General features: G+C 68.2%; 16 protein-coding genes. 9 read left to right on the forward strand and 7 right to left on the reverse strand.

The window, feature by feature from the left end; genetic code table 11:
• Positions 1-15 precede the first annotated feature (15 nt).
• Positions 16-1,065, reverse strand: a complete 1,050-nt coding sequence (locus tag DFJ64_RS13135; RefSeq protein WP_115850711.1) for an ABC transporter substrate-binding protein — start codon at positions 1,063-1,065, stop codon at positions 16-18.
• A gap of 612 nt (positions 1,066-1,677) precedes the next feature.
• On the opposite strand from DFJ64_RS13135, the gene DFJ64_RS13140 reads away from it, so the two are divergent.
• From DFJ64_RS13140 to DFJ64_RS13165, 6 genes are all read left to right on the forward strand, one after another.
• Positions 1,678-2,805 carry a peptidoglycan recognition protein family protein gene (locus DFJ64_RS13140; protein WP_115850712.1) on the forward strand — a complete coding sequence of 376 codons (1,128 nt, stop codon included), beginning with the start codon at positions 1,678-1,680 and terminating at the stop codon, positions 2,803-2,805.
• A gap of 80 nt (positions 2,806-2,885) precedes the next feature.
• Positions 2,886-4,997, forward strand: a complete 2,112-nt coding sequence (locus DFJ64_RS13145; RefSeq protein WP_115850713.1) for an NHL repeat-containing protein — start codon at positions 2,886-2,888, stop codon at positions 4,995-4,997.
• 152 nt (positions 4,998-5,149) lie between these two features.
• Positions 5,150-7,117 (forward strand): ABC transporter substrate-binding protein, encoded by a 1,968-nt coding sequence (locus tag DFJ64_RS13150; protein ID WP_115850714.1) that lies wholly within the window; start codon positions 5,150-5,152, stop codon positions 7,115-7,117.
• Between the two features lie 392 nt (positions 7,118-7,509).
• A complete protein-coding gene (locus DFJ64_RS13155) occupies positions 7,510-8,835 on the forward strand; it encodes an extracellular solute-binding protein (RefSeq protein ID WP_115850715.1) in 1,326 nt (441 codons plus the stop codon).
• Positions 8,836-8,905: 70 nt separating this feature from the next.
• On the forward strand, positions 8,906-9,838 hold the full coding sequence (locus DFJ64_RS13160) for a carbohydrate ABC transporter permease (protein ID WP_115850716.1): 933 nt from the start codon (positions 8,906-8,908) through the stop codon (positions 9,836-9,838).
• The gene (locus DFJ64_RS13165; protein WP_115850717.1) at positions 9,835-10,728 is read left to right on the forward strand and encodes a carbohydrate ABC transporter permease; all 894 of its coding nucleotides are present in this window, start codon (positions 9,835-9,837) and stop codon (positions 10,726-10,728) included. Before DFJ64_RS13160 ends, DFJ64_RS13165 begins: the two co-directional genes overlap by 4 nt.
• Positions 10,729-10,869: 141 nt before the next feature.
• Here the strand turns inward: DFJ64_RS13165 and DFJ64_RS13170 are convergent, their stop codons facing one another.
• From DFJ64_RS13170 to DFJ64_RS13185, 4 genes are all read right to left on the reverse strand, one after another.
• Entirely contained in the window at positions 10,870-14,514 is a 3,645-nt protein-coding gene (locus tag DFJ64_RS13170; RefSeq protein ID WP_115850718.1) for a heparinase II/III domain-containing protein, read from the reverse strand.
• Between the two features lie 292 nt (positions 14,515-14,806).
• Positions 14,807-16,099 (reverse strand): PQQ-dependent sugar dehydrogenase, encoded by a 1,293-nt coding sequence (locus DFJ64_RS13175; protein ID WP_170152607.1) that lies wholly within the window; start codon positions 16,097-16,099, stop codon positions 14,807-14,809.
• A gap of 143 nt (positions 16,100-16,242) precedes the next feature.
• Positions 16,243-17,073: an SAM-dependent methyltransferase gene (locus DFJ64_RS13180; protein ID WP_115850719.1), complete on the reverse strand. Its 831-nt coding sequence runs from the start codon at positions 17,071-17,073 to the stop codon at positions 16,243-16,245.
• Positions 17,074-17,156: 83 nt separating this feature from the next.
• Positions 17,157-18,905, reverse strand: a complete 1,749-nt coding sequence (locus tag DFJ64_RS13185; protein WP_115850720.1) for a glycoside hydrolase domain-containing protein — start codon at positions 18,903-18,905, stop codon at positions 17,157-17,159.
• 155 nt (positions 18,906-19,060) lie between these two features.
• Here DFJ64_RS13185 and DFJ64_RS13190 point away from each other — a divergent pair, with 155 nt between their 5' ends.
• Positions 19,061-19,780, forward strand: a complete 720-nt coding sequence (locus tag DFJ64_RS13190; protein ID WP_281268505.1) for a YoaK family protein — start codon at positions 19,061-19,063, stop codon at positions 19,778-19,780.
• Positions 19,781-19,810: 30 nt separating this feature from the next.
• On the opposite strand, the gene DFJ64_RS13195 is transcribed toward DFJ64_RS13190, so the two are convergent.
• A complete protein-coding gene (locus tag DFJ64_RS13195) occupies positions 19,811-20,338 on the reverse strand; it encodes an O-acetyl-ADP-ribose deacetylase (RefSeq protein WP_115850722.1) in 528 nt (175 codons plus the stop codon).
• Between the two features lie 242 nt (positions 20,339-20,580).
• On the opposite strand from DFJ64_RS13195, the gene DFJ64_RS13200 reads away from it, so the two are divergent.
• On the forward strand, positions 20,581-21,546 hold the full coding sequence (locus DFJ64_RS13200) for a mandelate racemase/muconate lactonizing enzyme family protein (RefSeq protein WP_245941112.1): 966 nt from the start codon (positions 20,581-20,583) through the stop codon (positions 21,544-21,546).
• 8 nt (positions 21,547-21,554) lie between these two features.
• Here the strand turns inward: DFJ64_RS13200 and DFJ64_RS13205 are convergent, their stop codons facing one another.
• Positions 21,555-22,715: a glycoside hydrolase family 5 protein gene (locus DFJ64_RS13205; protein WP_115850724.1), complete on the reverse strand. Its 1,161-nt coding sequence runs from the start codon at positions 22,713-22,715 to the stop codon at positions 21,555-21,557.
• A gap of 108 nt (positions 22,716-22,823) precedes the next feature.
• Between DFJ64_RS13205 and DFJ64_RS13210 the strand changes: the two genes are divergently transcribed.
• Positions 22,824-23,552, forward strand: a complete 729-nt coding sequence (locus DFJ64_RS13210) for a spermine/spermidine synthase domain-containing protein (protein WP_170152609.1) — start codon at positions 22,824-22,826, stop codon at positions 23,550-23,552.
• Positions 23,553-23,578: the final 26 nt, after the last annotated feature.

The raw sequence follows: 23,578 nt of genomic DNA on the forward strand, positions 1-23,578 counted from the left end.
GTCCGGTCTCGACGGTCAGCGAACCCTGCGCGCCTTCCTGATCGCCTCGGCGAGGCGTTCCAGGTTCGGCGCGAACCCCTTGTAGGAGAAGCGAGGGACGGAGTCCCATGGTGTGATCTGGTCGGCCTTGACGGCAGGTAGCCGGGTCCAGGACGGCATCGCGGCGAGGTCGTCCGGCTGCAGGGCCGTGCTGCGGCTGTCCAGCAGGATCAGGTCGGCGGCGTACGTGTCGGCGTTCTCCCAGCTGAGGCTCTCGTAGTAGCCGCCGGCGTCGAGCTTCTCCGGTTGGACGAGGTCCACGCCAAGCTCGGCGAAGAAGAGAAGGTCGGTATTGACCTTCGGGTTCGACACGTAGAGGAGGTCTTGGCTGCCGGACGCGGCCATGACCTTGATGCCGGGGTTCGCGCGCACCGCCTCGCGCAGGGAGTCAGCGGCGGCCTCGAAGCGCGCCTTGGCTTCGGTGACAGCGGACGAGGTGAGGTCGGCGCCCAGCGCCTCCGCGAGCTCGGCGTAGCGCTGGATCGGCTCGAGGATCGGCACCCGTGCGACGTTGATCGCGACACTGGGGGCGACCCGCAGGATCGCGTCCTTGCTCTCCTCCAGCACGTACCACAGAGAGCCCGGGTCGTACATGTGGGTGACCAGGAGGTCTGGTCGCAGGGCGGCGTACTTCTCGACGTTGAACTCGCCCCAGACGTTGCCGAGGATCGCCACCTTGTCGACGTCCAGGTCGCCGGCTTGCGGGTGGGGCGTGCCGTCCTGGTTGGTGGTCTCGCCGAAGACTCCGACGATCTTGTCCTCCAGCCCCAGGTCGACGAGCGCGGCCGCTGTGCCGGTGAAAGCCACGATGCGGGAGGGGGTGGTGTCGGCGGTGATCGTCTCGCCGCGGTCGTCGGTGAACGACCAGCGCGTGCGCTCGTTCGGTTGCGAGGTCGAGGGGGTGGCTGACGAGCCGGCGGCGTCGCCACCCGTGCCACAGCCACTGAGCAGCGAACCGGCCGCGGCAGCGGCGCCGAGGGCGAGGAGTCGCCGCCGGGATGGTCGGGCGTCGATGGGGTACGACATGCGAGGACGGGCTCCTTCGTGACGAACCGAGGTTGGTTAGGCATACCTAACTGAATGTCCGTTAGGTTAACCTAACCTAAGCCTGTTCGCGACGCAGCTGCCTGTGCGGATCCTCACGGAGTGCGATCCACGTCACGTGGTGCGGGTCACCTGTGTGGGTCAACGGTGGTCGCACGGGGCACGAGCCCCGTGAAGTGAACCCGGCAGCCTTCCGGACGGTGGGCGAGCCGGGTTTGCGCTCTCTGGGCGCCTGTCAGACTCGCTGACCTCGGCGACGAGAGGCTCCACCGCAGTGCGCCAGGTGCCGCCGCGGGTCCAGCACCACGCCACCGCGTCCGGGACGGCAAGGAGACACTCCTCGTGCGCTCGGTGGTGTAGGTACGTCAGCGTGTCAGCGCAACCAGCGAACCGGACCGATTGGCAGAGCACCCGGCGGTCGCTCTCGACGAGTTCGCTTCAGACCTTCCGCCCACCTCCAGCGTGGGCGTGGCCGGCAGCGACGCGCCGTGATTCCCGGTGAATTTACTCGGCCGATTTCGGCAGGGGCGGGCGCTTGTCATCACCACGGTGTACCAAAGGGAAAAGCTCGCCGCGTCCAGAGGGGAGAGCCCCATGGATGTCCCGCGTTCCCCTGTCGCCCGTCGCACTGTCGTCAAGGCCGGCCTTGGTGCGGCGACCGCCGCGATGATAGGAGCTGATGTGGTGTCGGCGGCCGCCGCACACGCCGCGCCCGGCGATGAATTCCCGTGGATTATCAGCTGTGAGGAATGGGGCGCCCGGCCGCCGAACGGCACGATCGAGCTGAGTGACATCGCCACCAACAAAATCATCGTCCACCACATGGCCTTCCCCAACGTCACCGACTACTCGCGGGAGCACGCGATTCAGCTCGCGCGCGACTGCCAAGACCTGCACATGGACGGCAACGGCTGGGTGGACACCGGGCAGCACTTCACGGTGAGCCGTGGCGGTTACGTGCTCGAAGGACGGCATCGCAGTCTCGAGACGCTGTCGTTGGGGGAACGACAGGTGATTTCCGCTCACTGCCCTGGTGAGAACGGCCGGGCGATCGGAATCGAGAACGAGGGCACCTACATCACCGAACGACCGCCGGAGGCGCTTCTCCGTTCCCTCACGCGGTTGTGCGTCGTCATCTGTCAGCAGTATTCACTTCACGCCTGGGACATCTTCGGGCACTGGGACTTCCGGGACACCCAATGTCCGGGCATCGCCTTCTACGCGATGTTCCCGCAGCTGCGGCGTCGGGTCGCCGAAGGCCTTGGGGAGGGACCCGGTGACGCGCCCGCCCGTCGGTGGCCGGATATCTGGCGCTTCGTCGGTGGGCCGGTGGTGAGGCTCGTGCAGTACCTGCTCAACCACCACGGCTACCAGCTCGACGTCGATGGTGTCTTCGGTCCGTTGACGACGGCCGCGGTCCAGGACTGGCAGGCCCGGAACGGCATTCCGGTGGATGTGGACGCCACAGTGACGCCACCCACGTGGGAGTCGCTCGTCCCGTCGCTCGACCACACCGCCCAAGGCGTCGCGGTGACGGCCGTCCAGTACATCCTGCGGTGGAAGGGCTACACCGACGTCGCCTTGACCGGTCGGATCGACCAGCCGACGTGGCAGGCGATTCAGCACATCCAACGCCTGCATGGACTTCGACCGAACGGTGTCGTCGACGCGAGCACGTGGTGTGTGCTCGCGGGCGGCATCGTACGTGAGTCGCTTCGGTGAGGAGACCGCGCGAGGCTCCCTCGCCGCCTGAAGGCGGTGGTACGCCGTCGGAATGTGATCGAGGAGTTAGGGGGCGTGGCATGCGCCAGGTGGCGTTTCCCGGTGTGGCGTCTCGCGGTGTGGCTGGCGTCGTCGCGACGGTCCTCGCACTCGTCGCGACGGTTCTCCTCACACCGTCCTCGGTCGCCCACGCGGCGACCGACACCTCGCCGGCGTGGAGCGGCTCGGCGTCGGTGGTGTCGGAGGCGTCGGCGTCCTCGGTCGAGGGCCGGTGCACCGACGCGGGCGTGCGGACGTTTGGCCCGGCCTCGACGACGGCGGCGATCGTCGGCGCGACCGTCCACGACGACAACGTGTACGTGGTCAGTCGGGGTCTCGTGCCGCCGGTGCTCGCCGAGATCGACGGCGCGACGAAGAAGGTGGTCCGCACCGTCGAGCTCCCCAGTGGGGAGGGTGGCTGGGCCACCACCGTGTCGGGCGGCCAGATCTACGTGGGTATGTACCCCGTACCAGACGTCCACCGATTCGATCCAGCCACGGGCGAGGTGCTGACGGTGGCGCGGCTCGGCGGCTCGTCTGGCTACGTCTGGGCGTTGACCACCGCGCCTGACGGCACCGTCTACGCGGCCACCTATCCCGACGGTGGAATCTGGGAGATCCGGACCGACACGCATGAGGCTGTCCTCATCGCGCGACCCGTTCCCGGGGCGCAATACGCGCGATACATCGCAGCCGACGACACGCACGTCTACGCCTCCGTCTACACCCCTGGGCGACTCGTGGCGATCGACCGACGTGACCACTCGGTCCGCTACCTCAACCCACCCGAGCTCGGTGACCAGAGCTATGGGCCGATCACGGTCGACGGCGATCGGCTCATCACCACCTCGTCCCACAAGCTCATCACCATGCGCACCGACGGCTCCGAGGTGCTGATGGTCGAGCTGCCGGACTCCGAGGTGCTCATCGACGCTCTCGCGGTCGGCCCGGACGCCACGATCTACGCCACGACTCGTCGGTCCGGCAGCCTCTACCGCTACCGCCCGGGAGCCACCGAGATGGAGCGAATCGCGACACCAGCGCCCTACGACGAGCACCGAGCCATCGTTCTCCTCGACGAGAGCACCATGGTCGGTGCGGCCGGCAGTGGCGCCGTGTGGTGGCTGGACGTGAACGGTGGAACGTTCACCTACGTCGACCTGATCGAGGCCGGCTTTCCGCCCGGACCGGAGCGCCCTCAAGCCATCGCGGTGACGGACGACGGCACTGTGTACGTCGGCGGCCACTGGGCGGTCGAGGTCCACCAGCCGAGCACGGGGACGTCGACACGTGTCCGCGTACCGGGCGAGGTGAAGGCCATGCTGGTCCACGACGGGCTGGTTTACATGGCGCTGTATCCGAGCACGGAGCTCGTCGCCTTGGATACCGCGACGCTGGAGGTCCACCGGTTCGGGACGATCCTGCACGACCAGCAGCGTCCGTGGGACATGGACTACGACGAGCGCACCGGTCTCATCGTCGTCGCCTCCGCGCCGGGCACTGGCCTGCTCGAGGGTGCGTTGACGGTGTTCGATCCTCGAACCGGCGACATGGACGTCTACCCCGGCATCATCGAGGGGCAGTCCATCATGTCCGTGGATGCCGTCGACGGAGTGGCGTACCTGGGTGGAGACGTGCTTGGCGGAGGCGGCGTGTCGCCCACCCGCGACAGCGCGTCCGTCGTGGCGTTCGATCTGCGAACTCGTTCGGTGCTGTGGGAGATCCAACCTTTGCCTGGCCACCGCACCACGCAGGACGTCATCGTCGATCGCGGCATCCTGTACGGCGTCATGAAGCGAGAGGCTGGGACGTGGTTCGCGCTCGACCTACCGAGCCGGACCGTGCGACAGCAGGGCTTCATCGGCAGCTATGGCGAGACGTTCGTCCACCGCGGACGAGTCTTCGCCACCGTCTTCACCGGTCAGATCTTTCAGCTCGGACCCAGCCTGTCCGAGCCACTCGTCGTCGCGGATGGGCTCGGCGACATGTGGTACACGAACCCACAGCTGGCCCCCGAGGCCGGCTGGTATGGCTGGGGGATCAAGGATCGGGACCTCGCGTGGATTCGCATCGATCCACGGTGCGGAGTGCCCGTCTCCGAGGCCGGCGCGCTACGGGACGATGCCGCCGTTCGGATCGGCGACGTCATGTGACCGCCGCACGAGAACGGCCACGAGGCGGTGAGGGCGTCAGTGTCCTCACCGCCGCAGATGACCACAGTTGACCCACCCGGCGAGGGCCCTCTTGCGCACCCGCCGTGCGGGTGCGACGGTGCTTGTCATCGGAGAACGTGCCGGGAGACGCGATGGATGCCAAGCACGGCGAGACCCGTGGGATGTCCCGGAAAGATCTGCTGCGAGCCAGCGGGATCGTGAGTCTGGTGACCTTCGGTCTACCAGGGTGTCAATTCCTGTCGACCGACCCGGACACTCGAGGGCGGTCTGGAGACGGGGAGGCGGCCCGTGGCGTGGAAGCGCCCGAGCTCGCGCGTAAGGTGAAGGCGGGCGAGCTTCCTCCTGTCAAGGAGCGTCTGCCCGAGAACCCGGCCGTCGTCCAGCCCGTGGAGCGCCCTGGCCAGTACGGTGGGGAGTGGCACACGCTGTTGCAGGGCAGTGCGGACACCTCGTGGGCGGCGCGGATCCTCTTCTACGACTACTTGCTCCGCTGGGATCCAGAGTGGACCCGGGTGCTCCCGAATCTGGCCGAGGAGTTCGAGGCAAGCGACGACGCCACTGCCTACACGTTCCGCCTGCGGCGTGGTGTCAAGTGGTCGGACGGTGCGCCGTTCACCGCTGACGACATCGTCTTCGCGCAGAACGACGTGCTCAGCAATCCCGAGCTGTACCCCGTTCCGCCGTGGCCGGGGCGGGCGGAGAAGGTCGACGACATCACCGTCCGGATCACGCTGGATGAGCCGGACGGCTTGTTCCTGCAGCGTCAGTGCACCGCGTTGGGGCGCCACCTCATCGGACACCCCCGACACTACGCCCAGCGCTTCCACGCGGCCTACAACCCTGACGCCGACGAGATGGCGAAAGCCGAGGGGTTCGAGGACTGGGTCGCGTGGTACGGAGCGAAGCTCGACCCCTACCGCAATGTCGAGCTCCCTGTGCTGTCGGCGTGGAAGTTCACGAGCGCGCCGGGGAGTGGCACCCGCGCCGTCGCCGAGCGAAACCCGTACTACTGGAAGGTGGACACCGAGGGACGTCAGCTTCCCTACATCGACCGCGTCGTCTTCGAGTTGATCAACGACGTGCAGGTCATGGTCACCAAGGCGATCGCGGGTGACTTCGACATCCACTGCCGGCACTTCAACACGCTCACCAACAAGCCGGTGCTGGCGCGGGGCCGAAGCCGGGGCAACTACGACTTCTTCGCCCTGCGGTCAGGATCGATGAACCACACGCTGATCCAGCTCAACCTGACGCACAAGGATCCGGTCCTCCGAGAGGCCTTCCAGAACAAGGACTTTCGCATCGGACTGTCGCACGCGATCAACCGCCAGGAGATCATCGACGCCGCCTTCCAGAAGCAAGGACGACCCTGGCAAGCCGCTCCACGGCCGGAGTCGGAGTTCTTCGACGAGGAGATGGCCACCCAGTACCTGGAGTACGACGTGGAGTTGGCCAACCGCTACCTCGACAAGGCCGGTTACGCCGCCCGAGACGGGGAGGGTCGTCGACTCCGACCGGACGGCAAGCCGCTGGCCTTCACCCTCGAGTTCAGCGCGGAGCTGCGCCCGGAGTGGGCCGACACCGCCCACATGATCGCGGCCTACTGGAAGGCCGTCGGCTTGGACGTCATGGCGCAGCCACGCAGCCGCTCCCTGTGGATCGAGCGCGTGGCGGCCAACGAGCACGACGTCGTGATCTGGCAGGGCGACCAGGGTGGGTACAACGCGATGGCCACCCTGCTGGAGCCGTTCTACTTCTTCCCGCAGCTCCCCGGCGGGTCACGGTTCGCGGTTCGCTGGGCCGAGTGGTACCAGACCGGTGGCGCGTCGGGGGAGGAGCCGCCGGAGTTCAACAAGCGTCAGATGGCCTTGTACGACGAGATCCTCGCCACCACCGACCAGGAGCGCCAGTTCGTGCTGATGAAGGAGATCCTGGCCATCGCCAAGGAGAACTTCCAGGTGATCGGAGTCGGACTCGAGGCCAATGGTTACGGGATCGTCAAGAACAACGTCCGTAACGTTCCCGCGGAGATGATCGACACCTACACGGTGCAGACGCCGGGGCACACCCATCCTGAGCAGTACTTCATCGAATCGTAGCCCGGGTCGGAGCACTGTCGCGGCACACGAGGGATCCGGGGGAACGGGGAAACAGCCGTACGGCCCTTGTTGCGACCCTCGCGAACGTCGGAGGTGGCGGAGGTGTCATGGGGATGGCCGATGTCGGACTCCGGCGTGACAGATTTCGGCCACATTGCGTTCCGTCCGCTCCTTGCCACCAGGCCTTACAACGCTGCAACATGCCGGGTCATAGGTGTGCGGGGGCGATCGGCCTCGACGGTCGGCCGTGGGGTACTGGGAGGGGCTTGCGGTTCGGTGTGTGCTCGGACGTCGACCCTGGCGAACGCTCGCCGTGACCACGCGAGCGACACGTCATCGCACCCTGTCATGGTCTGTGTGAGCGTCCCGATGACCAACGGCTTGGAGAAGCCATGAGCACAGCACGGCGAGATGTCCACCGCGTCAGTCGCCGAGGACTCCTCCTGGGAGGTGCGGCGTTCGCGGGTGCCACCATGCTCGGCGGCTGCGGAGGCTCGGTGTTCCGTGGTGGCGGCAAGGTGCGCTACTGGAACCTCTTCGGTGGCGGCGACGGCGTCCGCATGGTCGAGATGCAGAACGCGTTCCGTGAGCAGCACCCGGAGATCAACCTCGAGGCGGTGACGCTGTCGTGGGGCGCGCCCTACTACACCAAGCTCGCGATGGCGGCGGCCGGTGGCCGAGCACCTGAGGTCGCGGTAGCCCACCTGACCAGGCTCCCGCAGTACGCCGAGGACCTGCTGGATCCGTTCGACCTCGACCTGCTGGCCGAGTTCGATGTGCGGCCCGAGCACTTCCCCTCGGTGCTGCTGGAGCACGCCACGTACGGCGACAAGCTCATGGCGGTGCCCCTCGACGTCCACACCATCGTCCTCTACGTCAACCGACCGCTGGTCGAGCAAGCTGGCCTGCTCGCCAGCCCGGACGCCCTGGTGGAGCTCAGCAGCCCGGAAGACTTCCTGTCCGCTCTGGACGAGCTGTCCGAGGTGGCGGGAGGCGTGGCGCTGGCCACCGCGAACGACACGGCGACGCTGTGGCGGTGCTTCTGGACCTTCTACCGTCAAGCAGGCGGCGACATCGTGCTCCCCGAGGGCGGCACGGTGGAGTACGACCGGGAACGGATGCGCGAAGTCCTCGAATTCTGGTTGCAGGTCTTCGACGGCAAGCGCGCCTCGGCGACGATGGACTACGGCGCCGGCGTCGCGGCGTTCGCCAGCGGCGAGACACCGCTGCTGGTGAACGGGAACTGGGAGCTGCCGACCTTCGTCACCGCCCAAGAGGAGACCGGCAAGCCGGACTTCACGATGGTCCCGATACCGGCGCTGTTCGGGCCGGAGCCGTTGGTCTTCGCCGACTCCCACGCGCTGGTGCTGCCACGCCAGTGGTCCCGTGACCCCGAGACGGATCGCTCTGCCTACTTGTTCATCTCCAGCCTGCTCAAGGACATCACGTGGGCGGGAGGCGGGCACGTCCCGGCGTACCAGCCACTCGCCACGAGCGAGGAGTACCTCGAGCTGCGTCCTCAGTCGAACTACCGCGGAGCGGCCGAGGTGGCGCAGCTCGACCCTCCGGCATGGTTCAGCGGAGCCGGCTCGGAGTTCGAGAACCAGCTGGGTCAGGCGCTCTTCGCGGTCTACCGGAGGACGCTCACGCCTGACGAAGGGATGGACCAGTTCGAAGCGGCGATGAACAAGCTGCTGAAGACTCCCTCGCCCGTCTAATGTCGTCTCGAGTTAGCTCACGGACGCGTGCGATGACCGGTGCTCGCCTCACGCGACGAGGAGGTGCGGCATGGCCGCCCAGGAAGTGGTAGCTCAACAGCAGTCGGCCACAGTACCAGTGACGGGGTCGGTACGGCGACGGGTACCGACCGGCCTGTGGTTCATCCTGCCGTTCTTCGTCCTCTACGTCGCGTTCCTCATCGTCCCGGTGTTCTTGGGGCTGGGTATCAGCTTCTTCAACACCAGTCTCTCCGGTGGCCTCGGTGAGTTCGTGGGCTTCGCGAACTACGCGGAGCTGTTCGCCGACGAGGCCGTCTGGGACAGCTTGTGGAACACGGTCAAGTTCACCCTGCTGAGCACGCCACCCTTGGTGGTGCTGGCGTTGGTGATGGCGCTGCTCACCAACAACGCGATGCCGGCGCGGTGGCTGCTGCGGCTCTCCTACTTCATGCCGTTCCTCGTCCCCGTCACGGTCGTGACGACGGTGTGGTCGTGGATGTTCCGCACCGACTTCGGCTTCGTCAACGGCATGCTCGAGGCTATCGGGCTGGAGAAGGTCGACTGGCTCGGTCAGCCCGGGACGGCCATGATCTCGATCGTCATCACGACCACGTGGTGGACGATCGGCTTCAACTACCTGCTCTACCTTGCCGGTTTGCAGCAGATCCCGCCGGAGCTGTACGAGGCGTCGGCGATCGACGGTGCCAACGCGTGGAAGCAGTTCACCAACATCACCCTGCCTCTGCTCGGTCGGGTGACCGGTCTGATCCTGGTGCTGCAGCTCATCGCGAGCCTGAAGGTCTTCGACCAGATCTACCTGCTCACCGGCGGCGGCCCGAACTTCTCGACCCGCCCGATCCTCGAGTACGTCTACGACATGGGCTTCACCGGGTTCCGGCTGGGCTACGCGTCGGCGATCTCCTACGTGTTCTTCCTCATCATCTTGGTGTTCGCCTTCATCCAGGTGCGGCTGTTCTCGTCGAAGGAAGGATCCGGCCGATGAGCGCGACGACGACCATCCCGACGTCCCAGCGACAGGCCGCCAGGGAGCTCACCGGGCCTCGGATCTTCACGCCGAAGGTCGGTCGGGTCCTGATGTGGATCGCCGCGGCCGTGTTGGCTGTGCTCTGGTTGCTGCCTGTGCTGTGGGCGTTCGACACCTCGCTCAAGCCGGAGTCGGAGACGACGGTCTATCCGCCGACCTGGATCCCGAGCCGGTTCACTGCCGAGGCCTACTCGGCCGTTCTGGCCCAAGGGGACGTGCTCGTGTGGTTCGGCAACTCCGTCATCGTCTCCACCGCCGTGACCGTCATGACGGTGCTGACCTCGGCGTGGGCCGGTTACGCCTTCTCCCGGCTGCCCTTTCGGGGGATGAACATCCTCTACGCGATCACCATCGCCGGCATCATCGTGCCCGGCAACGTGCTCGTGGTGCCGCTGTTCCAGGAGATGCTCGCCCTTCGGATGGTCGACACCTACTGGGGCATCATCCTGCCCCAGGTGGCCGCGCCGGTCATGGTCTTCATCTTGAAGAAGTTCTTCGACGCGCTGCCGAAGGAGCTCGAGGAGGCGGCGCTCGTCGATGGTGCGAGCCGGTGGCGCATCTTCTGGCAGATCGTCATGCCGCTGTCGCGGCCGATCCTCGCGGCCGTGTCGATCTTCACCTTCATCGGGGCGTGGAACAACTTCTTCTGGCCGTTCCTCGTCACCTCCGACCCTGACCTGATGACGCTGCCTGTCGGTCTGGCGAACGTGCAGTCGTCGTACGGTCTGCGGTACGCCCAGATCATGGCGGCCGCCATGATCGCCGCAGTGCCGCTCGTGGTGGTCTTCATCTTCTTCCAGCGGCAGATCATCCGCGGCGTTGCGACGGCCGGCCTCGGCGGCACGTGACGGGCCCCGGTCGAGAGGGAGGTCGACAGTTCGACAGGTGTGGGGGTCTCAGCGATGGCTGAGGCCCCCAGCCTCATGAAGGACTCCTGCGACGGTGCGCGCGACGAGGACGACGGAAGTGTCGCGCCACGCGGAGCCCCGTCAGGCGCGTGCGGTCCACTCCCGAGTCAGCGGGATGCGGACGGCTGCGCCGGAAGCGACGTCGTAGCGGTATCCCTGGTCGAAGTCGTACGGATCCACGTAGCCACGCACGGTCGTGACGTCGCCAATGTCGAGGACCAGCGCTCGCGGGCTGCCGGCAGTGGCGGTCGCGCCGTGGATCCGGTACACCGCGTTGCGCTCGCCGTCGTTCTCGACGTACACGTAGCTGCCGACGAGAGCGGCGGGTTCCGGCACGTCCTCGGTCAGCTCGACGGTCAGTTGGTTGGTGTCGCTCAGCTCCCGCGTGAAGTCGCGAAGGGTTCCGACAAGCGCCGCTGGCCCCTCGCGGGCGGGCTCGGTGCCGATCAGCTGAGTGTCGTGTCCCAGCACGTACTCGGCCCTGCCGTGGCGCAGCGAGTACACGCCGAACGCTCCGCGGAAGCTGAACCGGCCGTCCACTCGGAGCGCGACGTCGGTCCGAAGCGCGCTCACCACGTAGTCGACGCGACCGTCGGTGAGCTCGACGCGCACCGCGGTTGCCTCGTGTGGTGCGAGCGATCCGCTGATCGGCTTGACCGGCACCTCCCGCACTGACCGGATGTACGGCGTCCGACGATACGGCTCGATCACCGAGACGAACTGGCTGGCGAGATCGTCCCCAGTCCGGTGCGAGATCACGTAGCGCAGCTTCTTCGGGTTGCCTGGTTTGTTGCGCGGCGGGATGCCGTCGCACAACGCCACGTCGTCGGCGTGGTGGACGGCGCGGAGGCGGACGTGCGCCTCCGGATCCGTCTCGTGCACCCGGTAGGTGTCGACGATCGACCAGTCGACGCGGAACGCGCCTGGCGGCGCGGTGTCGCGTTCGACGTTGACGAGCCAATCGAAACCACTCGCACCCGCGCGGGGAGCAGCGTCGGCGGGTGGCGCCTCGACGGTCGGGCCGGCGTAGCTGCCGGTCGAGTGGGGACTCACGGTGAATCTCGGCGCGTTGGTCTCGGTGCGCCAGGCGGTGGAGCTGGCGTCCTCGAAGTCGGGGTTCTCGATCCTCGCTCCGGTGATTCGGACCTCGTCGAAGAGCACCGCGACACCGAAGTTCGACACTCCGCGCTTCTCGAACAGACGCAGCGTCAATGTCGCTTTGCTCTTTCCGGCCAGCGCGTCGGTGACGTCCGCGGTGAGCTCGCGCCACCCCGACGTCGTGGCCACGTCCTCCTCCGCCACGACCTGGCCGTCGAGCAGGACCTGGATCGTGTGGTAACCCGCGGTGGGCCCGTCGAAGTCATCCCACACCCGCACCGACAGCTGGTAGGAGTCGGCCGGTTCCACGGTGATGTCCTGGTGGAGCGCGCCGAACTGTCCGGTCGTCGAGGGCGTGCCCCACGGGAAGCTGATCCGGCCGTAGGCGGGCTGGCCTACGAGCGTCAGCCCTTCCGGGGTCGCGGCGCCTTCCGCCGCGTGGAACGAGAAGTAGTGGTCGTGACCGCCGACGACCCGGAAGACGTCGACGAGGTAGGAGTTCTGTTCGTCGACACGAATCTGGGCGACCGCCCGGCGGTAGACGCTGGTCTGGGAGTAGACCTGCGGCGCCTCGATGTCGACGTACTGCACCCGCTCGGTGGCGGCGAACCCCTTGGGAGTGCCCACCCACTGGGTCGCCTGCGGAGCCGCGTCGACGACGACGGTGTTGTGCGCGATCGTGTTGGACGTCCACTCGTGGCGACGCGCGTTGTTGTCGGCGAACTCCGGGTAGCCCAGGTCGGGCAGCAAGGACATCCCGAAGCCGAACAAGCCGAGGTTCAGGGCGTCGCGATGTCCATGGCCGTGGGTCCGACCGTAGTACACCCACGCGGTCCGCTCGTGCTCGCCGGCCCCGTCGCGCAGTGCCGCCAACCCGTAGCCGGTGAGGTTCTCGCTCGGCAGGCTCAGCTCGCCCCGTGTCTCGATGATGTCCCTGATGCGTTCCTGCGTACCCGCGACGTCGAGGGCGAAGACGTCGCTGTAGAGGCTGTCGATGTCGCCGTCGCCGGCGAGGTAGGCGAGCTGTGCGTACTCCGGTGAGCCGAACCGCTCGAACGCCGCGACGTGCTGGCTCGCCGTCCCCGCCAACGGGAAGAGGCCGGTCTGGCCGCTGTCCCCGATCTCCGGCTGGTAGCGGCGAAGCATGGCCAGCCGGTACCGCATCTGGAACATCTTCGCGTACTTCGGGTGCGCGTACAGGTCGGCGTCGGGGTAGCGGGTGTACCCGGCGAGGACGTCGGCGACGCCCTGGACGTGGCCGATCCACAGGTCGTTGTAGTGCGGTGCGGCCTCGTTGCCCGCGCCGTCACGGTCGACCAGGTCGACCAGCGTCTGGTAGAAGGCGCCTCCGGTCACCCGGTAGTCAGGGTCTTGCACCCGGCCGCCGCTGCGGAACACGAAGTCGATCCACGCCGGTGACTGCTCGGGATCGTCGAGCACGACCGCCGCCGAGGCAAGTGTGTTCTGGTGCATGCCGAAGTTGCCGAAGATCTTGGCGTCGAGCACCCCGGCGCAGACCTGCCGCAGGATGCCGTTCTCGATGTTGAGCCGGATCTGCTCGGGTGTGTCCTTGGGCGACAGCCCGTAGGTGCGAGCTTGCTCGGAGAGGAAGGGAACGACGTTCGCGACGTCCGACTCGGCGATGGCGGGGAAGAACGCGTCGTAGGCCATGACCCAGTTGCGAATCAGGCCTGTCTCCCAGATGCAGCCCACGACACGACCGTTGCCACTGAGGCCGTCGGAGTGGAGGAAGCCGTCCTCTCGCTTGTAGGGAGCGGTGTCCATCGACGGGTACACGTCCGCGACCCGGTCGAGCAGGATCAGGCCGGCGTGGGCGTACATCGGGTCGCCGGTGTAGATGTAGGCGTCGCGGAGCGACGTGATCGCCTTCGCCAGCACGCCGGTGTGCCACACACCCCAGTGGTTGTAGTAGGCGATGAACGTCCACTTCCGACCGCTCTCGTCGATCCACCCGAAGCCGTCGTCGACTCCCCACGTCGGGCCACGCTCGGGGTAGAGCTCGTTGACCAGGAGACTTTCGTCCGCTCGGGACCGGTCGAACCGGCCGTGCTCGTCGAGCCCGCTGCGGTAGAACGCCGCGAAGTCGTTCGTGGGGTAGATCCGGGGCAGGTCGGAGTCTTCCGGTACCGACGGGTCGACCAGTTTCCAGGGCAGGGTGAGGTGGTCGATGATCCAGGGATAGTTGCCGTACTCGTAGATGGCTTGCCCGGTGATCGGCGACCCCGCGTCCTGGTTGACGGCGTAGCTGCGGGGGAGGCCCTGCGTGGTGACGAGGTCCCACAGCCACTGGTCGTCCGCCTCGACGAAGGGACGCGCGGCCTCGACCGCGGCGTCGCGGAGCTTGGCGGCCCAGTCATACGTCGCGACGTTGCGGCGCGCGGCCTCGACCTTCTCCGGTGTGTAGAACGTGGGCGCGGTCTTGACCGGACTCGCCGCGGGGTCGTGGGGGATGTCCTGCGAGGCGACACGGGTCGCGGCGAGAGCTGGCCCACCGAAGCCGGACAGGAGCTTTCCGGCGGCACCAGCGACACCCGTGAGCGCTGTGGCTCGAAGAAGAGCTCGCCGACTCATTGAATGGGCGCCCAGGCAGCGTTCGAGACGGTCCATGGCACGGGCCTCCTGCTCCCGCCGACTTTCGGTCGTAGCCGGAAAGGTTGCCTCTTTATAGACGCGGTCTCGCAGCCGATCAACCCCGGTTCACACACGCGTCAGCGAACTTCTCGAGCAGGCGATGAGCGCGCGACGAGGCGCGGGCACCGCTTTCGTCCGAGACCGTGGCGGACGAGTCATCCCGCGGTGCCGTGGATTCGCCCGTTCGTCAGCGCCGATGGCATGCCTGGTCGCGCGTGGCGGTGTCGTGGCCAGTCGCGTCAGCGAGTCCTCGAACAGGGTCCAGGTGCTAGCGAGTCGTTGAGGAGGGCGACGGAGAGCGGAAGGTGAGGCGCAGGATGCGGTCGTCTTCGGGTACCGGCTGGTTACGGCCGTCCCGGTTCGACGTCGTCAGCCAGACGCTGCCATCGGGCGCGCGGACCGCGTCCCGGATCCGCCCGTACCGCCCGGTCAGCGCCTCCAACGGTCGACCGGTGATACCAGCGCCCGGCCGCCACCGAATGCTCGCCTCGCCGACACCGGAGCCGACGATCCGCTCGCTTCCGATGTTGACCGGCCCACCCAAGCCGACGAGATAGATGCGCTGGCCTCGCAGGCACGTGACGATCGCGGTCTGACCGACGATGGCGATGCCGTTCGTCACACCGATCTCGGGGCGCCAGACCACCAGCGGGTTGGTGAGGCCTCGTCCCGTGCCCATGCCCTGAACCTTGGGCCAGCCGTAGTTGCGTCCCGGCAGGATGAGGTTGAGCTCATCCCAGACCGCCTCGCCGATCTCGGCGGAGTACATGGTCCCGTTGGCGTCCCAGGCGATCCCCTCCGGGTTGCGGTGTCCGTACGACCAGACCAGTGAGCCCTTGAACGGGTTGCCGGGGGCCGGCTTCCCGTCCATCGTCATGCGGAGGATCTTGCCGCCCAGATCGTTGAGGTCCTGGGCACCTCCGGCCCGCGAGGCGTCGCCGGTGGTGGCGTACAGGTAGCCGTCCGGACCGAACGCCAACCGGCCACCGTTGTGGACGCCCGCCTGGGGAATACCGGTGACGATCGGAACGGGCCTCGGGCGGCGGTCACTGAGCCGCAGTTTCGCGATGCGGTTGTCCTTCTTCGTGGTGTAGTAGATGAAGACCGTCTGGTCACGCCGGAAGTGAGGCGAGGCGGCGATACCGAGCAGACCGCCCTCGTTATTGGCGTAGACGCCCTCGATCGTCGTGACAGGACGGACGGTGAGCTCGCCGTCGGCGCCACGGCCGGGCCCGACCCGCAGGATCCGGCGCTTGTGGCGTTCGGTGACCAGCGCACTCCCATCGGGAAGGAACGTCACGCCCCACGGGATGTCGAGTCTCGTCACCAAGGTCTCGACGGTGACGAGATCGTCGCCTCGCGCGGTGCTCGCCGGCCCACGGTGGAAGTCGGTCGGCGTGGGAATCGCCGCCGCGGCATTAGGACTCTTGGTCGCCGCGGGCTCGGGATCGCCGACGCACGCGCCGAGGCCCCCGACGGCGAGTGCCGCCACGGCGACGACCGCCCGCAGGCGGCGCGACACGGCGACGGAGTCGTGCGCAGGTCGCGACGACTTCTCCACCCGCTGGACGGTAGCGGGTGTCCGCCCGCCCGCGGCGTCAGTCGGCGTTTCCCGGATTCGCGGACAGGCCCAAGCTCACCAAAGCCGGGCGTACCTGGGACCAGGTCCGCACCAAACCGAGCGGGAGGGGCGTGCCGCCCGGGTCAGGGCTTGCGCCCCACCCCGCACAGCCAGTAGCGGGAACCTTCGCTGTCCGCGTCCTCCGGCACTTCCGCGCCCCACAAGCCCGCGTAGGTGAGGGTCGCCGGTGCGCCAGGGTAGGGCGGAACGAGCTCCAAGCCCTCGAACAACCGCTCGATGTCCTCCTCCGAGCGCATGTAGAGCTGTGCGGAGGCGCTGGAGTAGAGCTTGGTGGCCTTCTCGACGAGCTCTGGGCTGGTCCGGCTGGTCGTCCCGTGGGACAGCGCCACGTAGCTGCCAGGCGCGAGCGCGTCCTTGTAGCGGCGGAGCAGACCCCAGGGGTCTCTCTCGTCAGGGACGAAGTGCACGACGGCGGCGAGGATGAGCCCGACTGGCTGGCTGAAGTCGATGAGCGCACGGACGTCGGAGTTGTTGAGGATCGAGTCCGGGTCCTCGAGGTCGGCGCAGAGGTAGAAGGTGTTCGGGGTGTCCTTGAGCAGCGAGCGGGAGTACTCGCAGATCACCGGGTCGTTGTCGACGTACACGACGCGAGCGTCCGGAGCGACGGCACGCACCGCCTCGTGCGTGTTGTTCCGGGTGGGCAGCCCGGCGCCGATGTCGATGAACTGACGGATCCCGGCCTTCTCCGCCAACCACCGAGCGGAGCGCTGCAGGAAGCCTCGGTTGGCCCACACGCCATCCTCTGCCAGTTCGGGCGCGAGCTGCTTGAGCCGTTCAGCGGCCATCTTGTCGATCTCGAACCACTCGGTGCCCCCGAGAAGGTAGTCCCAGATGCGGCCGACGTTCGGCTTGGTGGGGTCGATGCCGGGAGGGATGGTCTTCGAACCGTCCATGCACAGCCTCCAGCAGGGGAAGATCGTTGCCGGTAGTCTGCCAAAACTTTGCGCTCCCGGCACTCGTCGTGATCCACGGTCTCCTATCGGCCAGCCTGCAGGGCTCCCCAGGTCTGAGCCCCGACGATGCCGTCGACGTCGAGTGACCGGCTTGCCTGGTAGTCGCGGACGGCTTGTTCGGTCTGCGAGCCGAACACCCCGTCGATGGTGACGGTGCGCCCCAATGCCGCGGTCAGCGCGCGCTGCAGGCGCGAGACCGCGCTGCCAGTCGAGCCGAGCCGCAGGGTCGGCGTGCTGCCCGCCGAGAGCAGCGCCGTCCAGGTGCGGGGACCGACGATGCCGTCGGGGTCAAGCCCTCGGCTGCGTTGGAACGACGTGACCGCCGCCTGGGTCGCTGGACCGAACAGTCCGTCGATGGGCCCGGGATCGAAGCCGAGGCCGTCCAGCAGGCACTGGGCGGCCCGGACCGCTGCCCCGGAGGAGCCGGAGCTCAGCGTCGGATAGCTGGTGAAGTCGAGGTTGACGTTGGAGCACCCGGTGGGTGGCGGTGTCGAGCCCTTCCCGACGTCCAGGTAGTCGTTGTCGATGTTGATGGTCACGCCACCGTGGGTTTCGTTGTGGTCACCCCGGTACTGGTGGATGCGCTGGTGGTTCGCCCAGTACGAGTCCGGGATGTAGGAGCCGCCGTCGACGTCGGCGCGGCCGTTCCACCATGCGAAGAAGATGTGGTCGGGACGGGAGTAGGTGGAGCTGTTGTAGGCGGCGACGAGGTCGGCGACACCGGACGCGGCGCTGGAGTACACCCCGGACAGGTATCCGCGGGCATGGAGCTCGTCGGTCCAGCCGCTGAGGAACGACAGCACCGCGGTGGTGCAGGAGCCGCCTCGGGTGTAGGCCTCCATGTCCTCGTAGATGACGCTGCCGGGCGCCAGGCCCAACGCCGCGGCGAGGTTGGCCGCGTCAGCGCCGGCCTGGTGGCCTTGGCTGCGTGCCGTGGCCGGATCGGAGGACATCCTGTTCCGGAAGTTGGTACAGGGGGCCTGCAGACCGACGTAGATGGGGATGAGGTGCCACCCCTTCGACGTCTGTGTCGAGACCCAGCTCGCGGTCAGGTTCGGCTGCGCGCAGGCCCGGGAGACGCCGCCGATGTAGACGCCCACCGCGCGGTACGGCGAGTTCAGCCAGGCGTCCATCGCCGACTGCGACGGCGCGGCGCAGGCGTCGAAGCCCGCGCCGGTGTAGTCGCCGGGATGGATGACGGAGGCGGTCGCTTTCGGTTCGGTGCGCACCGCCGACAGCGAAGCTGGGCGCGCGGCCGACGTCAGCGTCGCGGTCGCGAGGATGCGCCGGACCGTCGCCTCGGTCTCGGGGGTGTGCGCGGCGGTCACCAGGACGCCGGCGGCCTCGACCGCGACCTGCACCGTGTGGCCGAGAGACGGCACGACCGCCGGCGCCTTCGCCGATCCGGCGACCGCGGGGACGACGTTCGGAGCCAGGTGCTCTCGGGCGGTGCGGTCGAGCGGTTGCAGGATGAGGCCGGCGGTGCGTCCCACGAGGTCGGTGGGGCAGTCCTGGACGTCGCCCGGACGACCGAGGTAGACCGCGGGGCGATCGAACCGCACGCAGGCCCTGGGGTTGCGGCGGAGGTCCACCACCCGCCAGGTGCGTGGCACCTGCACCTGGTACCCGCGATAGGTCACGGTGGTGTCGGACGTGGGAGTGGTCGTGGGCTGCGCGGCCTCGGCGGATGGGAGAGCGGTGGTGGTCACCGACGCACACATCGTGGCCACGGCGGCGAGCCCGGCGATCAGCGGTCGAGCGGCCCTGCGCATGGGTCCTCCCCGGAATACGGCCGAGCGGGGACAAAGCTCCTCTTCCGGTACTTTCCCGCCATGATCGGTCGTAGGCCAGACGTCTGGCGAATACCGGTCACGACACGGCCCTGCCGTGGCTCGGTTGGCCCAGTCCTCGGCGGGAAGAGAGACCGGTGTGGCGTGGGCGGCGGAGGCGCTGGAAGCAGAGGGATCAGGCTCTTCTGGCGCTTCTGTTGCTGTCGGCTGGCACCGGTGCCACGGACGTCTTCGCTTTCGCCGTGCTGGGTGGGGTGTTCACCAGCGTCATGACCGGCAACCTGGTCCTCCTCGGGCTCGGTGCCGGACGAGGGGAACCGCTCACCACGGTCAGGCCAGCGCTCGCGATCGTCGCGTTCGTCGTCGGCCTCTACCTGGTCGCCCGATGGCTTCGCGACCTCGAGGTGGCGGGGGCGTGGCCATGGCCGCGGCGCGCCCTCGTCGCTCTCGATGTGGTTCTGGTCGTCTTCGCCGCTGTGTTCGTGGCGTGGTTCGCCACCGGTTCCACCCCACGACCGCTGCTTCGTGAGGCGATGGTGACCTTGCTCGCGGGCGCGATGGGCTTGCAGTCAGCGACGGTCAACAAGCTGGCGATCCCCGGTGGCGCCACGACGTACCTCACCGGCACCCTCACCCGGCTCGTCGATGACCTGGTGACCAGGCGGAAGCCGTCAGTCGTTCGGCGCCGGCAGGTCGGCGAGCTGGTCGCTCTGCTGTGCGGGGCGGTGGTGGCCAGCGTCCTCCTCGTGGTGGCGCCCGTTCTCGTACCGGCCGTGCCGCTCGTGGTGACGCTCACCGCGAGCGTCCTCGCCAGGCGCATGGCTCCCCGAGGAGACGAACCGGAGCCCGGCCGGTGAGCGGTACGGGACACGTCGCCGACGCAGTGATCAGTGGTCGCGTCGCAGTTGCTCGTAGACGGCGAGGGCGGTCTCGTAGGTGGCTTGCCCGAAGAGCACGAGCCGCGCCTCCGCCACCACCGCGGGTGTGGCGGGCAGCAGGACGCTCAGCGCCTGGCGTACCGCGTCGTCGACCGGCCAGCCGTAGATGCCGGCGGAGATCAACGGGAACGCGATGGTGGTCGCCTTCAGCTCGTCGGCGACGTTGAGCGCGTTGGCGTAGCAGGCGCGCAACAGCTCGCTGCGGTCCTGCGAGGCGCTCCACACGGGGCCGACCGTGTGCACCACCCAGCGCGCCGGGAGCTGACCGGCCGTGGTCGCCACCGCCTGCCCAGTCGGGAGCCCGTCGGGGTAACGGGAGGCGCGCAAGGCCTCGCACTCCTTGCGGATGGCCGGGCCGCCAGCCCGGTGGATGGCACCGTCGACCCCGCCACCGCCGAGCAGGGAGGAGTTCGCGGCGTTGACCACGACGTCGACGACCTGTTTGGTGATGTCGCCCTCGACCAGCTCGACCCGCATGTCACCCCCTCGCCAGCCGTGGCCAACTCGAGTCAGTGTGGTAGCCGCGAGGACTCGTCGCCGGCCACAGTCGTGTCCGGTACCGCATGGTGCCAGGACTGGCGGAGGGAGAGCCAATCGTGTCGTGGTCGGACCACCGTGTCGCCACCGTGGAGGTCGCCCGGGTCACCACCCGGTACCCCCGAACCGTCGGACGGAACGCACGCCTCGGGAGTCACGGTGCCGGGCCCGAGCAGACGGTCGTGCGCGTGCGAACCGACCAAGGCGGGCAGGGCTGGGGGTTGGCGGCGGGGGATCTCACGGACGTGGCCGCGCTCGTCGGCCGGCGGGTCGACGAGCTGTTCGACCCGAAGGTCGGCGTCGTCGAGGCGCTCGCGACGCCGCTGGACTTCGCCCTCCACGACCTCGCCGGCCGGCTGCTCGACCAGCCTGTGCACCAGCTGCTCGGCGGGCATGGGACGCGGGCCGTGCCTTGGTACGACGGGGCGATCTACTTCGACGACCTGGACCCCGACGAGGCGCCGCGCGGCCTGGACGCCGTCCTGGCGAACTGTCGGGACGACTACGCGTTGGGCTTCCGCGCGTTCAAGGTCAAGATCGGGCGTGGCCATCGGTGGATGGCGCCCGAAGCCGGACGGCGACGCGACGTCGACGTGACCCGGGCGGTACGTGAGGCCTTCCCCGACTGTCGCATCCTCGTCGACGCCAACGACGGCTATACCTGCGCCGACGTTCTCGACTACCTCGACGCGGTGGCCGACTGCGACGTGTTCTGGCTGGAGGAGCCGTTCCCGGAGAACCGGGAAGACCTGCGCCGGTTGCGGGAGCACCTCGCCGATCGAGGCACCCTCGTCGCGGACGGCGAGTCCGAGCCGGACGTGCCCTTCCTGCTCGACCTCGGCAAGGAAGGCTTGCTCGACGTCCTTCTCATGGACGTCGTGTCGTTCGGGCTCACCCGGTGGCGGGCGCTCATGCCACGGTTGGCGGAGCTCGGCGTGCGAGCCTCACCGCACGCCTGGGGCCTGCCCCTCAAGTCGCTGTACGCCGCGCAGATCGCCGCCGGTCTCGGCAACGTCCCCCTCGTGGAGGGCGTTCCGGGCACCACGGATGGCGTCGACACCTCCGCCTACCGCTCGGTCGACGGCGTACTGCACGTCCCGGACGCTCCCGGTTTCGGTCTGGACCTGCTCGTGGACACCACCCGGTGAGGTGAGCGTCACCGGGGTCGCCGTCGGTTGCGGCGGAAGTACCCCTTGAGCAGCTCCAAGCGAGGTGTGGTCGGGTAACGGGTGAGGTCGTCCTTGTCGGTGTTGCTGAGCTCGGCGTCCCAGCCGTGCCACTCCCGCCAGGCGTGGTAGGCCCAGCTCCACCCGAAGCGCTCGAACCAGTCGATGGTGTCGCGGAGGTAGCGGTTGCCGCTGTCCCCGATCCAGCGCGGCGCGCTGAACTCGCCGACGAAGATGGGCACCTGGTAGGTCTGCTGGTATTCCAGCGCGGGGGCGAGGTACCGGCGGATGGTTTCCGAGTCCCAGTACACCGACGCGGGTAGACCCTCCCAGGCCTCCCCTGGCACCTCTCCTGGGTACGCCACGCCTTCCGGGTAGCTGACCCCTTGGTGGGTGAAGGCGTGCGGGGCGTACATGTGCGGCGTGATGACGATGTTCGGGTCGGGCGGTGGTGGCAACGCGTTCACCGACTCGAACCGGGTGTACCACAGCGGGCTGTCACGCCGTGGGGAGATGGCCGAGGCCACGAGGATGGGCCGGTCCGGGTCGTGTGCTCGAATCGTGGCCACCAGGTCGAGGACCAGGGCGTTCCAGCTCGCCGGGCCTTCCTCGGCGTGGATGTCGGGGACGGCTGGCTCGTTCAGCAGGTCGTACCCGGCGAGGACCTCACCGCGGTCGTGGTACCGCGATGCGACGGCGTCCCAGAGCCGCATCGCCAGCTCGTGGTACCGAAGGTCCTTCCAGAACTCGTCGTCGGGGAACGTGGTGTAGTCGTCGCGCAGACCCGGGAACGTGTGTGGGTCGATGACCACCCGCACACCGTGGCGCTCACAGCTGTCGAGGATTCGGTCGAGCTGTTCGAAGGCCCCGGGGTCAAGGTCGAACGGCTCTTCCTTGCGCATCAACGGGCGGTTGCTGAAACCGACCCGCAGCAGGTTCCCGCCCGTGGCCGCGAAGGCGGCGATGTCCGCCTCGGTCAGGGACGACGGCGCTGTCATGCCGCGCATCCGGCTCCAGGCGTTGCGTCGGAACGTCGCCTTCGCGGACGCGGCTTCGGTGACCGCGTGGGCGGTGCTGGCGGGGATCGAGAGCGTCGCGGTTCCGACCGCGGCGCTGGTGACCTGGAGGAGACGCCTTCTCGTGAGCGTCATCGGTTCTCCCGGAAGCTTCCCACAGTGGACGCTGCCACGGTAATGAGCGGGAGCCGCCGCCTCCCACAGTCGAGCGGAGGATGGCCCAAACCGGCTACAGTCCCCGCTGTGCTGGAGACGATCGCGTACGACGAAGGGCCGCAGGGTCAGGTCGCGTTGCGTCGACGGACCAACGACGTCGGGGCCGACGTCTACGAGCTGATCGTCAACGGGACGTTCGTCATGGATACCGTCGAGACGTCCACCGAGCGGCTCCTGGCGTCGGAGGCACTGCGGCGGCTCCACGACGACGACCTCGTCGTGGTGGTCGGAGGGCTGGGTCTGGGGTTCACCACCCGCGCTGTCCTGTCCGACGAGCGAGTGCGGCGGGTCGAGGTGGTCGAGCTGGCCCGCGTCGTCGTGGACTGGGTTCGGGCCGGGCTCGTGCCGGAGACACGAGGCGCGCTGGACGACCCGAGGGTTCGCGTCCACGTCGCTGACATCCGCGCCTTCGTCTCCACCCTCGAGGACACGAGTGTGGACGCGGTCCTGCTCGACGTCGACAACGGGCCGGAGTTCCTGGTCCACACCGCGAACCAGCAGGTGTACGAGCGCCCGTTCCTCGCCGCGTGCGCGCGAACGCTGCGGTGCGGTGGCGTCCTCGGCGTGTGGTCGGCCGACCGCTCCGGGCCGTTGCGAGAGACGCTGACGAACGTGTTCGGCGCGTGTGAGGAGCTGTCTCGAACGGTTCGCCGCGAGGGCCGAGTGTGGGACTACTACCTCTACCTGGCCACGAGGATGCCCGAGCCCGTCGACGGAGCGCCCAGGGCCCGGTGCGCGGGTGAGGTGACGACGTGAGCGGGGCGGCGGGTCTCACCGCCCGC

It is taken from the genome of Thermasporomyces composti, assembly GCF_003386795.1.
Taxonomy (GTDB): domain Bacteria; phylum Actinomycetota; class Actinomycetes; order Propionibacteriales; family Actinopolymorphaceae; genus Thermasporomyces; species Thermasporomyces composti.